Here is a 12,017-nt window from a genome sequence, read left to right as displayed (position 1 = left end):
TTTGGGCCGATGTCGGTCAGCGACCGAGTACGCGTTGAACGATGGCCTCGGCCGCGTCCTCCGCGCTCATTTTCGTCGTGTCGACCTCTATGTCAGGGTTTTCTGGCGGCTCATAGGGGCTGTCGATACCCGTGAAGTTCTTCAGCTTGCCCTGACGTGCCTTGGCATAAAGGCCCTTTGTGTCGCGCCCTTCGGCGACTTCCAGCGGCGTGTTGATGAACACCTCCATGAACTCGCCCTCTGGCAGGATGGCGCGGACCATGTCGCGTTCGGCACGGAACGGAGAGATGAAGGCGGTGAGGACGATCAGGCCTGCATCCGCCATCAACTTCGCGACATCGCCAATGCGGCGGATATTCTCGATCCGATCCGCATCCGTGAAGCCGAGATCCCTGTTTAGACCGTGACGAATATTGTCTCCGTCCAGCAGGAACGTGTGGCGGCCCATCACGTGCAGCTTCTTTTCGACAAGGTTGGCGATGGTCGATTTGCCCGAACCGGAAAGACCGGTGAACCATAGCACGCATGGTTTCTGGTTTTTGATCGACGCGTGCGCCTCCCGCGTGACATCGACCGCCTGCCAATGGACATTCTGACTACGACGCAGTGCAAAATCGAGCATGCCCGCAGCAACGGTGGCATTTGTCATCTTGTCGATCAGAATGAACCCACCGAGGTCGTGATTTTCCTCATAGGGTTCGAACGCAATGTCGCGGTCGGTATAGACTTCGCAGACGCCGATATCGTTCAGACCGAGCGTTTTCACCGACAGCTCGGCGAGTGAATTCATGTCGACGGCATGTTTCGGCTCTTGCACCGTGGCGCTGACCGTGCGTGTGCCCATTTTCATCCAATAGGCGCGGCCCGGCAACATCTCGTCCGCATCCATCCAGACGATTGTCGCCTGAAACTGATCGGCGGTCTGGGGCGGGGCATCGGCGGCGGCGATTACGTCGCCGCGCGAACAGTCGATTTCGTCGGCGAGAGTCACCGTGACCGACTCTTCGGCGACAGCCACATCCCGATCGCCGTCCATCGTGACGATGCGGGCGACGGTTGATGTGCGCCCGGACGGCAGCACGCGCACCGGATCGCCAGGTCGCAGCGTCCCCGACGCGATGACGCCGGCAAATCCCCGGAAATCAAGATTGGGGCGGTTGACCCACTGCACCGGCATACGGAACGGTTTCGCCTGATCGCGATCGCTGTCGAGTTCGATCGTTTCCAAATGCTCGATCAGCGTCGGGCCATCATACCAGGGCGTTTCTTCCGACTTGGAGGCGATATTGTCGCCGGCAAGGCCGGAAAGCGGGATCGCGGTGAACTCCTTGATGCCGATCGATGTCGCGAATTCACGATAATCCGCGACGATCTCGTTGAACCGGCTCTCGTCATAGTCGACGAGGTCCATCTTGTTGACGGCCAGAATGATATGCCTGATTCCGATCAGGTGCGCCAAATAGCTGTGACGTCGCGTCTGCGTCAGTACGCCCTTGCGCCCGTCGATCAGGATGACGGCGCAGTCTGCGGTGGATGCGCCCGTCACCATGTTGCGCGTATATTGTTCGTGGCCTGGCGTGTCGGCGACGATGAACTTGCGCTTTTCGGTCGCGAAGAAGCGGTACGCGACATCGATCGTGATGCCCTGTTCACGCTCGGCAGCCAGACCGTCGACCAGCAATGCAAAGTCGATTTCCTGGCCCTGAGTGCCGACGCGTTTCGAATCCGCCTCCAGACTTGCCAGCTGATCTTCAAAGATCATTTTTGAATCGTACAGCAAGCGCCCGATCAGCGTCGATTTTCCGTCGTCCACACTGCCGCATGTAATGAAGCGGAGCAGGGACTTGTTCTGGTGAAGCGCGAGATAGGCGTCGATATCCTCGGCGATGAGGCCGTCCACCTGATAGCTGCTGCTTTGCGTGGCCATCAGAAATATCCCTCCTGCTTCTTCTTTTCCATTGATGCCGCCTGATCATGGTCGATCGCGCGTCCCTGGCGTTCGGATGTGGTCGTCAGCAGCATTTCCTGGATGACTTCCGACAGGGTCGATGCCGTGCTTTCGACGGCGCCTGTCAGCGGATAGCAGCCCAGCGTGCGGAAACGGATCGAGCGTTCCACAGGCTCTTCGCCCTCCTTCAGCGGGAAACGGTCGTCATCGACCATCAGCACCAGACCGTCGCGAACGACCGTCGGACGCGGCGCGGCGAGATACAGCGGCACGATCTCGATATTTTCTGCCAATATATATTGCCAGATATCCAGCTCCGTCCAGTTCGACAGCGGGAAGACGCGGATGCTCTCCCCCCTCGCCTTGCGGGCATTGTAGAGCCGCCATAATTCGGGCCGCTGGCTTTTCGGGTCCCAGCGGTGGGTCGCGCTGCGAAAGCTGAAAACGCGTTCCTTCGCGCGGGATTTTTCCTCGTCGCGCCGGGCGCCGCCGAATGCCGCGTCGAAGCCATGTTCGTTCAGCGCCTGTTTCAGCCCCTCTGTTTTCCACATGTCGGTGTGAAGGCCGCCATGATCGAATGGATTGATGCCCCGCGCTTTTGCCTCGGGATTTTGATGAACGATCAGTTCCATGCCTGCCTCTGCCGCAGCCCGGTCGCGCAGGCGGTACATGTCCTGAAATTTCCATGTCGTATCGACATGCATCAACGGAAATGGCGGCGGAGAGGGATAGAACGCCTTCTTCGCCAGATGCAGCATCACCGCTGAATCTTTTCCGACGGAATAGAGCATGACGGGCTTTTCGGTCTCCGCCACTACTTCGCGGAGGATATGAATGCTCTCCGATTCCAGGCGTTGCAAGTGCGTCAGGTGCCGGGTTCCCTCTGCGGCGCCGGCGGTGGTCATGTCGTTCATTTTATGCATTCCGAAATATCGTTACTGGGCAGCGTCGGTAAATGTGATCATATGGCTGATGTCGCCGCGTTCTTCGCGTTTGCGACCGGCCTTTGCCAGATAATGGGTGGTGATCTGCATATCTGGCCGGAGCGGCTCTATCACTTCCATGACGCGGTCATATTCCGTGCTCGCAATCTTCCATTCACCATCGATGCGAACATAGCGGTCGCGATAGATCGCGCTGCCGGCCGTCACGTTCTTGCGTTCCAGCGAGATATAGATGTCCTCAAGGTACCAAAGGCCATCTGCGCTGTCGTCACCTGTAAAGGTGATTTCAGGCATATGACCCTGGTGCATGGCAACGGCGTCGGAATGAAAGCTGTTCAATATGAAATCCAGCATCGCATCGCGACCCTGCAGCTTTGCGACATAGCTGCCACCGCGATATTCGACACTGATGTCATCCGTGAACAAGGTCTTCAGCAGCGCCTCATCCGCGGTATCGATTCCACGATAATAGCGGTGCTTCAGCAGCCGAATGTCTTCAAGGTCGGACAGCTGTTGCAGTGTATATGGCATCGATCACTCCCGCTTGCGTACATAACCTTCTGCTGGGTTACGCATCTGCGAGGCGATGTGACATGAAAATCCACTACGCGCAATATCGTGGTCGGTCATTCGTCGAAATTCGTGGCGATGCTTGTTTCGCGATGCCGTTCCATGGCGGCGCGGATTTCATCCATCCGTGCGGTAATCGCGGCATAGGCATCCGGCCCAGCGATCAACTGACGCGGCGGTTTTTCCATGTCCGCCACCGAGACGACCATCGCGGCCAACTTGTCGGGATCGCCCATTTGACGACCATCTGCCGATTTCACGAGTTCGATCCGCGCATGTACGCCGTCGCTATAGTCGCTGACTCCCTTTTCCCCGGTTTTGAGAGAGCGGCCGGAAAAGTCGGAGCGGAACATGCCCGGCGCGATCGAACAGACATGAATGCCGAGATCTTCCACCTCTCGCGAGAGTGCTTCGCTGAGCCCCTCCAGCGCGAATTTCGAACTGGAATAAAAGCCTGTGGCCGGATTCGATATGCGCCCGGCGAGGGAGGAAATGGTGATGATCGAACCGGAACGGCGCGACCGCATCCCCGGCAGCACCGCCTGCATCATGCGCAGCGCACCGAACAGATTGACATCGAACATGGCCTTGATGGCATCGATATCCCCTTCCTCGATCGAGGAGACATAGCCATAGCCTGCATTGTTGACGAGAACGTCGATGCCGCCAAAGCGCGCCTCTGCCTCGGCAACCGCGGCACTCACCTGATCGGGATCGGCAACGTCCAGTCGCACGGCGATGGCGCGGTCGCCATGCGCGGCAACAAGGTCCTTCACGTCGTCGGGGTTCCGTGCCGTGACGGCAACCCTTTCGCCGCGATTCAGCACATGTTCCGCAATTGCCCGGCCGATACCGGTTGAACAGCCGGTGATAATCCAGCGGCGCTCGCTCATTCCGCGATCCTCCACAGATAGCTTTTCGCCCGCTCTTCCTGCTGTTTGCGGCGTTCCTCCGGTGTGACACGTCGGACACTCTCAGGAAGCTCGTGATCCAGCGAGTTGAAGGGGACGACGCGGCTTTGCGCGCCAAAGCCACGCCCCGGACGACCATCCTCAAATTCCGCCCAGCGCAGGGTCAGGAGACCTTGCGGCATGTCGCACGGGTCCAGCCAATTCCAGATGCCGGGATCGCACACCGACACGACATAAGTCAGCGTATTGGGTGTCGTGCGGTGCGACTGGGTCAGGTTCAGCGAAGAGGTGCGATGCACAATGTCGTTGGTCGTGCCCCAGATGTTGGTGATGGGTGCCAGGAAATAATCGGCCCCACCCAGGCCAACCTCGATGATCAGCGCTTCGTCTTCCTTCAGATCGAAATGGCTCATGATATACAGCTGGTTGCGCAGCGCGCCGTCACTGTCGCGGTCGATGGTGAAATCGAACGCGTTCGCCGCCTTGTCCATCGCCTGCGCGTTCCAGCGCATGGTATTGTCAACATTCTTGATCAGCATCGCCTGTGCATCGGCGACTTTTTGATCGAAGGTGCGCTCCGGCGTGGTGGGCGCGCCGCCCAGCCGCTTTATCGCCAATTCGTTGGGCCGTTCATTGGCCCAGTCGGCGATGACGTCGCGGATGTAGAATTCGACCGCTTCCGGCGATGATTTGATGTGATTGGCGCGGTCGCCCTTATCATCCGAATCGACGAAGATTTCGAAACGCCCTTCATCGTCCAGAACGAGGCTCTTGCCGTCGAGCACGTCGACGGTACCCATATGTGCATTCCAAAGGGTGAAGTAATTCTCGGTCAAACGCGGGTCCGGCACCTTGCCGGTAATAACGTAGCGTTCGGCACCAGAGATCGGAATGACGCGATAGACGCTGTCCGGATTGTCGAGGCCCCAGCGGGAGCCGGGTACGTCGACCCCGCCCAATTGGTGCGGAATGCGGGAAATCGTGACGACGGCGGGGCGCTGGGGATCGCTGTTCAGCGACCAGATAATCGCGCCGAACACGACTTCGTCATATTTGGTTTCGAACGCCTTGCGCATTGCGTCGCCGGGCTGCGCCTTTTCCAGCCAATAGGCGCGGCGGTCCTTTATGGTCGACTGCATGCGCGGATCGGCGAGTACCTTCAGCGCCTCGCGCTCGAAACGCGCCTGTTCCTCGGTCGCAATTGGATTGTTCATCGGGCGATCCTTCCATTTTTCGATTACGCTAATGCGTAACGAAGGGGGGTCAATTGCTTCGCATTGTGGCATAGGGACCAATATCGTAGAAAGTGACGCGAAGCTGATCCGCGCGCCGAGCCATGTGTTTCCAAGTGCGGCCGGGACCGGCGATCCGAATGTGCGGGGGCAAACCCGCCGACGGCAGGGGAGAGATATGGACGGAGGATATCGAACCATCGAGGAGGTCGCGTCCGCCAATTTGCGGATCGAACGGCTGATCCAGGACGGCAGCGGACCGTTTGAGCGGGTGCACAGCATTCACCACCCGTCGCTCGTCTACATCCGCACGGGGCCGGAAGGACCCGCGCTTGGATGTCTGGGGGAGCCACGATCCTACGATGCCTTTGCCCCCTTCGGTACTGCGGTGCTCGTGCCCGCGCATGTGCCGCTTCACGTTCGTTCGCCCGGCTTTCCGGCGCGTGAAATGATATTGTTGCGGTTCGACGATGCGCAGTTCGAGCGCCTGACGGGATTGTCGACGCTGACGGAGGCGGAATTGCGCGCCTGTGTCGACCTGCGCGCGCGGGACGTCGTTCCGCTGGTCGATCGGCTTGTCCGCGAACTGACACGCAATGGTCCGGGCAGCGATGCCATCATCGCCGGCCTGTCGCTGACGATTCTGGGCGAACTGGCACATCATTTCGCGTCGCTGCGGGAACGCGATGGCCAGCATAGCGGCGTTTTGGCGGCCTGGCAGATTTCGCGGATAGAGAAACGGTTGGAGCAAGAGAGCCGGGGCTTTCCAGACATTGAGGAGCTTGCGAAGCTGTGCGGGATCGGGCGCCGTCATCTGATGCGCGCGTACAAGGCGACAACGGGCGCGACGGTGATGGAGCGCGTGGAGCGCAGCATGTTCGAACGCGCAACCCACATGCTGGAGGAGGGGGACGTGTCGATCAAGGAACTGGCGGCATTGCTGGGCTTCGCGCGCCAGGGAAGCTTCTCAACAGCGTTCCGGCGCCGCTTCGGCATGACGCCCAGCGAATGGCGTGCCTGGCGGCGGGGCGACCGTATGCTGCACTAGCGGAGTTGGCCTAGCCTTCAGTTTCCAGCGACCGGCCCCGCGTCTCCGGCAAGGCGACCCACACGAGCGGGATGGCGAGGTAGGCAACAAAGCCCAGCAGGGTCGCGGCCGGACCTATGCCCCCCATCGGCGCCGTCATCGCGCCGAGAATCCAGGGTGCCAGAACCACGCCCCAACGGCCGATCAGATTATGGCACCAGCCATTCGCGGCGCCGCGCAGGCGCGTCGGGAACAGCTCTGAATTCAGTGTATAGGCGGCGACCCAGACGCCGAGCATAGCCTGCAGACCGACAAAGGATGCGGCAATGACCCAATAGCCTTCCGCGCTATAACAAAGCTGGGTTAGCCCGCCCAGCATGATCATGAACAGCGTTACGGTCAGGCGGCGCCCGATGGCGTCCATCAGAAAACCGACCGCCAGATACCCCAGAAACGCGCCCCCCAGGCCTAGCGGTGCCAGGCGGGCGAAGTCCCCCGGTGCCCAGCCACGTTCCTGCACGACGTAGAGGGTAAAGAAGAGGGCGGATACCGAGGTGGCGAAATTGATGATGAACCACAACGCGCTCATCGTCAGAAAACGACTCCGCAGTTCGCTGCCGATCAGGCTACGGAATTCCGCCATGGCGGTCAGGCGTGGCTCGGCCCGTTGGCGCGCCTGTTTCCATACCGGTGTTTCCGGCAGGTAGATGAACAATAACGGTAGCACGAGCAGCGGGGCTGCGCCTATCACGAACAGCAGGCGCCAACCCATTGAACTGGCAAGTGCCGGCTCCAGAGCGAGGAAGGGCAGGGCGGCGCCAAAACTGCCGCAGGCACCTAGAATTCCGTTGGCGCGCCCGCGCAATTGCGGCGGGATTGTCTCGCTGATCAGCAGATAGGCGACGGCGATCTGTGTGACCATCAATAGGCGCGCGACAAACTGTATGGCGGTATAGCCAGCCACGCTGCCCGTCAGCACGGTGGCGAGTGAGCCCAGCGAAAAGCCCGCAGCGGCAAGGATCAGGATGGGACGCCGCCCGAAACGATCCGCCAGACGGATGAGGAACCAGGCGGCAATGGAGCCGAGCGCGATCACCGCCAGCGCCTCGCCCAGCCGTTCCGAGGAAACGCCGTATTCCTCCCCCAGATAGGGGAGGACGACACTCGTCAGGCTGATGTCGAACCCCTCGAACATGACTACGACAGCCAGCAATGCGATCAGGCCGACATGCCGCAGCGACAGTCGTTCAGCGACAACGGGTTGCGAAGACTCACTCATGCCGCATCCCCCGCCTCATCCAGTTCGAACACGCTCACCGGTGTCTGCACGACGCCCGTCTCCATCACATAGCGATCCCATGCCTCGATCAGTTCGGCAAGTACCTCACCGCGTTCTGGCGCAAGATCGTTGATCTCACCGGGATCGGCCTGAAGGTCGTAAAGCTGCCATTGGCCGACACCTTCCGGCGCGCGCATCCACACGGCCTTCCACGCCCCACGGCGGATCGCCCTGCGCCCGAACAATTCCCAGCCGGTTTCGGTACCGTCGGGATGTACTGCGTCGGCTTCGCCGGTGAGATGTGCCGCCATGGAGCGGCCCCTGATCGGTTCCACCCTGTTCCCGCGCCATGTTTCTGGTGCCGCGATGCCTGCCCATTCCAGCATGGTCGCCGGCACATCCATTGCGGTAGCGAAGGCGTGACTAATCCCTCCGTCCGCCTCTATGCCGGGGCCGCACGCGAAGAAGGGGACGCGAATGCCGCCTTCGGTAGGAAAGGATTTGTGCAGCCGGGAGGGCGCGGTGGCCGCCTGTGCCCACCGGGGACCGTACCAGCAGCAGCTGGTCGGGCGGCCCAGATTTTCGGTGCTATTGTCGAAATGCTCGGCAATCTGCGCCTCGATCAGCTTGCCGACGATGGGCATGGCCTCAACCATTGCACCCTCGGCGCCATTGTCGGAAAGAAACATGATAATCGTATTTTCTAGCGTGCCATCGCGCGCGAGGGACTCGATCACCCTGCCAATGTTCCAATCCATGCGGTCAACCATCCCGGCATAGACTTCCATCGTCCGGGCCGACCAGTCGCGCGCGTCCTGGTTCAGCGTATCCCACTGGTCGCCGCCAAGGAAAGGATGCGGAACCGCATCCTCGGGACAGAGGCCAAGTGCGCGCATGCGGGTAAGTCGCTCTTCCCGCAATGTTTCTGGACCTGCATCATAGCGGCCTTGATAGCGCGCAATGCTCTCGTCCGGCGCATGGAGCGGCCAATGCGGCGCGCTGAACGGTAGATAGGCGAAGAATGGCTGCTCCTTTGGCCGCTCATCCAGATAGCCGATCAACCGTTCGGTAAAATAGTCGGATGAGTAATAATCATCCGGTAGCGTAGTGATCTGCCGTCCATCCTCCTGATAGGCGGTCGCGACGATGGAAAAACGGTCCAGCCCCTCACCCACGAAGTGGCTGGCACCCGCGGGCATCAGGGCAAAGGATTTGTCGAAGCCGCGTTCTGCCGGCGTGCTGCCTGGCGCCTCACCCAAATGCCACTTGCCGGAAAGCGCACAAAAATAACCGGCGTCGCGCAGCAGTTCGGACACCGTAACCACGCGATCGTTCAGATGCCCCTCATAGCCGGGCGCCCCCTGGAAATCGGGCTGCGCGACCTCCAGCATCGTTCCGATTCCCGCCAGATGCGGGTCAGTGCCGGTCATCAGCATCGCCCGCGTGGGCGAGCAGGCAGGCGCGGAGTGAAAGTCGCTGAACCGCACGCCCCGCATCGCCAGCGCGTCCAGATGCGGCGTTGCGATCTCACCGCCGAAACTGCCTAAATCCGAGAAGCCGAGGTCGTCGGCGACGATGAGTAGAAAATTCGGACGCGTCACAAAGATGTCTTCAATGTAATTCCATAGGTGCGAGGGTCGCCCAAGATCGCCGTCGACTGACCCGTGTTGAAGGCGGAAGGATTGATGATGCTGATATATTCGCTGTCGAACAGATTGCGTGCGAACAGCGAAATGTCCCAGCCGCCATCGTCCGCCCGAATGCCGATGCGGGCATTGGTCAAATGGTATCCGGGTGCCCGCGAATCCGCCGCGAGATTATAGGTCGTGAAGAAGTCCGAACGATATGCATGGTCGGCGTTCACATACAGCTCTCGGGAATTTGCCACCTCCACCGCATATTCGCCGCCGACGGACAAAGAATATTTGGAAACGCCCGGCAGGCGCCGGCCGCTTAGGTCGCAGATCGTCTGCAAACCAAGAAATTCGACCGGGCAGGGCGCATTTTCAAAACTGCGATAGCTGGCATCGGTGTAGGCGCCTGCAACGAAGAGGTTTAGCCCGCGCGTTGGGCGCAAACTGGCATCAAGCTCGAACCCTCGCGACCGTACCGTACCGACATTCGCGATATAAGCCGTTTGCGCGACGGCCGTATCGATCTGCTGGCTTTGGTAGTTTTTCACATCCTGCGTGAATGCCGCGAGGTTCAGCGTCAGCATCCGGTCGAAAAACTGTGTTTTCAGACCGACTTCATAAGCCTCGACCTTTTCCGGATCGATGACGCGTGGGGCATTTGTGGCGTTAAGGTTGAGGCCACCTGATTTGAACCCGCGCGAATAGGTTGCATAAGCCAGAATATCTTCTGCCGGGCGGACGGCGATGGTGCCACGACCGGTCAGGTTGTTTTCGTCGGTGGAGGCCGAGAAGGTTGGGATATTGGGCGCAAAGGCGTTGCGGATCGCCTGCGCGCCGAACAACACCTCCGTCGCCGTCAGGGCGGGGCCCCGCTGCACCTGGCCGAAGGAGCCGTCCTTCTTTTCCTTCGTGTAACGAAGCCCGCCGGTCAGATCGATCGCGGGATCTATGTGCCAAGTCGCCTCGCCAAATGCCGCATAGCTTTTGGTGGAGGTAACAGCGGTGCCGTCCGCGAACAGGCCGTTCAGCGCAGCCTGACCGCCGATGGAGGGGCCGGTTGACCCCGGCGCTGGCCCCAACACCCACAGCGCCGCATCCGGGCCGTAGATCGTGAAGAAATTATCGTCGATTTGCTGCCAGAAATAATAGAGGCCCGCGACATAATCGACGGTGCGGGTACCGTTGGAGGCGATGCGCAACTCCTGACTGAACTGTTCCTGCGTTTCCTTCACGCCCGCGCGGAGAAAAACGTCCAGACCGATGACATCGGCGTCGGTTTCCGGATCGAAGTTCAACTTGCGCCAACCGGTCACCGAGGTGATTGTCGCGGGGCCCAGATCGAGATCGGCAATGGCCGTACCGCCATAGGTTTCCAGCTTCACTGAGAAAGGCTGGTTGGTTTCCAGTCGCCGTTCATAGGGGTCTATTGGCAGCGGGGTATAATCGAACCGGTCGACACGCTGAAGGAAGTTCGCGGGAAGGGGCGAGCCGTCAACCCGCGTCGTCCTGATCTCTGTCGTCACGCCGATGCAGCAATTCTGTCGCTGCTCCGAATAGTCGCCGATCAGGCGGATCCGAAAGCTATTGCTAGGCTCCCATAGAAGCTGTCCGCGAAGGCCGAGGCTGTAGAGGTCATGCACGCGCTTGCCGGTGTCGCGGATCGTCTGGAACCCCTTGTCCCGCACCGTGTCTGTGAAGCTGAGCCGCACCGCGAGCTTGTCCGTTATGGGTGCGGTACCTGTCGCCCGCGCCTGTATCGAACGGTAATTGCCAAGGCTGAGTTCAGCGCGTGCGGACGGTGTGAATTCAGGTTCCTGCGTCAGGATATTGATTGCGCCCGCCGTGGTGTTCTTGCCAAACAAGGTGCCCTGCGGCCCGCGAAGAACCTCCACCTGCGCGATGTCGTAAAGATCGAATGCGGCCTGTGTGGGACGGCTAAGGTAAACCTGATCGACATAGACGCCGACGCCATATTCCAGGCCGGGACTTGCAAAAGCAGGCGTTGCGCCGAGGCCGCGTATATTGATGTTGGTGTTGCGCGGGTTCGTCGCCGTCAGCTGCAGGCTGGGCGCCAGTTGTGCGACTTGGGAAAGGCCGACCGTCCCTGGCGCTGTCACCGCGTCGCCCGAAAGGGCCGTCAGCGCGATCGGCACATCCTGGGCGCTTTCGGCGCGGCGGCGTGCGGTGACGATGATTTCGCCCTGAGCAGCGGGCGTTGCCTCGGCGCCCGACTCCGCGTCCGGTGCGGTTTCATCTGCGTCTTGGTCGGCGGCGGTTTGTGCCGCAGCGGGGCTGCAGGCACTGGCCAAGGCAAAAATGCTGGCCGTGGCGGCGAACATGATCCTAGCGATCCGCATCTACCCTCTCCCCGATATTATCTGCGCTTGTGTCGCGCCGTTTGTTCCGCATATGCTGATCCCTAAGGGGCAAACATGTCAACTTGCGTAGCTTGACGCGACAAGGACAGATGTC

At 60.3% G+C, this 12,017-nt stretch carries 9 protein-coding genes; 1 reads left to right on the top strand and 8 read right to left on the bottom strand.

What is annotated here, in order from left to right:
- Window positions 1-16: 16 nt before the first annotated feature.
- The 5 genes from cysN to ACSMXM_RS07035 all read right to left on the bottom strand — a co-directional run bounded on the left by cysN (window position 17) and on the right by ACSMXM_RS07035 (window position 5,587).
- The gene (gene cysN, locus ACSMXM_RS07055) at window positions 17-1,927 is read right to left on the bottom strand and encodes a sulfate adenylyltransferase subunit CysN (protein ID WP_460315200.1); all 1,911 of its coding nucleotides are present in this window, start codon (window positions 1,925-1,927) and stop codon (window positions 17-19) included.
- Window positions 1,927-2,853, bottom strand: a complete 927-nt coding sequence (gene cysD, locus ACSMXM_RS07050; RefSeq protein WP_460316366.1) for a sulfate adenylyltransferase subunit CysD — start codon at window positions 2,851-2,853, stop codon at window positions 1,927-1,929. The genes cysN and cysD overlap by 1 nt, the downstream gene beginning before the upstream one ends.
- A gap of 30 nt (window positions 2,854-2,883) precedes the next feature.
- Window positions 2,884-3,423 (bottom strand): nuclear transport factor 2 family protein, encoded by a 540-nt coding sequence (locus tag ACSMXM_RS07045; RefSeq protein WP_460315199.1) that lies wholly within the window; start codon window positions 3,421-3,423, stop codon window positions 2,884-2,886.
- Between the two features lie 95 nt (window positions 3,424-3,518).
- Window positions 3,519-4,355: an oxidoreductase gene (locus ACSMXM_RS07040; RefSeq protein ID WP_460315198.1), complete on the bottom strand. Its 837-nt coding sequence runs from the start codon at window positions 4,353-4,355 to the stop codon at window positions 3,519-3,521.
- Window positions 4,352-5,587: a hypothetical protein gene (locus tag ACSMXM_RS07035; protein WP_460315197.1), complete on the bottom strand. Its 1,236-nt coding sequence runs from the start codon at window positions 5,585-5,587 to the stop codon at window positions 4,352-4,354. The genes ACSMXM_RS07040 and ACSMXM_RS07035 overlap by 4 nt, the downstream gene beginning before the upstream one ends.
- 196 nt (window positions 5,588-5,783) lie before the next feature.
- On the opposite strand from ACSMXM_RS07035, the gene ACSMXM_RS07030 reads away from it, so the two are divergent.
- Window positions 5,784-6,653, top strand: coding sequence for a helix-turn-helix transcriptional regulator (locus ACSMXM_RS07030; protein WP_460315196.1), 870 nt, complete (start codon window positions 5,784-5,786; stop codon window positions 6,651-6,653).
- 10 nt (window positions 6,654-6,663) lie between these two features.
- Here the strand turns inward: ACSMXM_RS07030 and ACSMXM_RS07025 are convergent, their stop codons facing one another.
- From ACSMXM_RS07025 to ACSMXM_RS07015, 3 genes are read right to left on the bottom strand one after another with little or no spacing between them, the layout of a single operon-like run.
- Complete coding sequence (locus ACSMXM_RS07025; protein ID WP_460315195.1) at window positions 6,664-7,911, bottom strand: MFS transporter; 1,248 nt, start codon at window positions 7,909-7,911, stop codon at window positions 6,664-6,666.
- Window positions 7,908-9,512: an arylsulfatase gene (locus tag ACSMXM_RS07020; protein ID WP_460315194.1), complete on the bottom strand. Its 1,605-nt coding sequence runs from the start codon at window positions 9,510-9,512 to the stop codon at window positions 7,908-7,910. The genes ACSMXM_RS07025 and ACSMXM_RS07020 overlap by 4 nt, the downstream gene beginning before the upstream one ends.
- A complete protein-coding gene (locus ACSMXM_RS07015; protein WP_460315193.1) occupies window positions 9,509-11,902 on the bottom strand; it encodes a TonB-dependent receptor in 2,394 nt (797 codons plus the stop codon). The genes ACSMXM_RS07020 and ACSMXM_RS07015 overlap by 4 nt, the downstream gene beginning before the upstream one ends.
- Window positions 11,903-12,017 lie beyond the last annotated feature (115 nt).

It is taken from the genome of Pacificimonas sp. ICDLI1SI03, assembly GCF_054740865.1.
Note: the sequence above shows the minus strand (reverse complement) of the source record. Positions and strands in the feature narration are given on the sequence as shown.

Coding starts and splice junctions, on each gene's coding strand:
- cysD (WP_460316366.1), bottom strand. CDS start 2,853: ATGACCACCGCCGGCGCCGCAGAGGGAACCCGGCACCTGACGCACTTG.
- ACSMXM_RS07030 (WP_460315196.1), top strand. CDS start 5,784: ATGGACGGAGGATATCGAACCATCGAGGAGGTCGCGTCCGCCAATTTG.
- ACSMXM_RS07025 (WP_460315195.1), bottom strand. CDS start 7,911: ATGAGTGAGTCTTCGCAACCCGTTGTCGCTGAACGACTGTCGCTGCGG.
- ACSMXM_RS07035 (WP_460315197.1), bottom strand. CDS start 5,587: ATGAACAATCCAATTGCGACCGAGGAACAGGCGCGTTTCGAGCGCGAG.
- ACSMXM_RS07045 (WP_460315199.1), bottom strand. CDS start 3,423: ATGCCATATACACTGCAACAGCTGTCCGACCTTGAAGACATTCGGCTG.
- ACSMXM_RS07015 (WP_460315193.1), bottom strand. CDS start 11,902: ATGCGGATCGCTAGGATCATGTTCGCCGCCACGGCCAGCATTTTTGCC.
- cysN (WP_460315200.1), bottom strand. CDS start 1,927: ATGGCCACGCAAAGCAGCAGCTATCAGGTGGACGGCCTCATCGCCGAG.
- ACSMXM_RS07040 (WP_460315198.1), bottom strand. CDS start 4,355: ATGAGCGAGCGCCGCTGGATTATCACCGGCTGTTCAACCGGTATCGGC.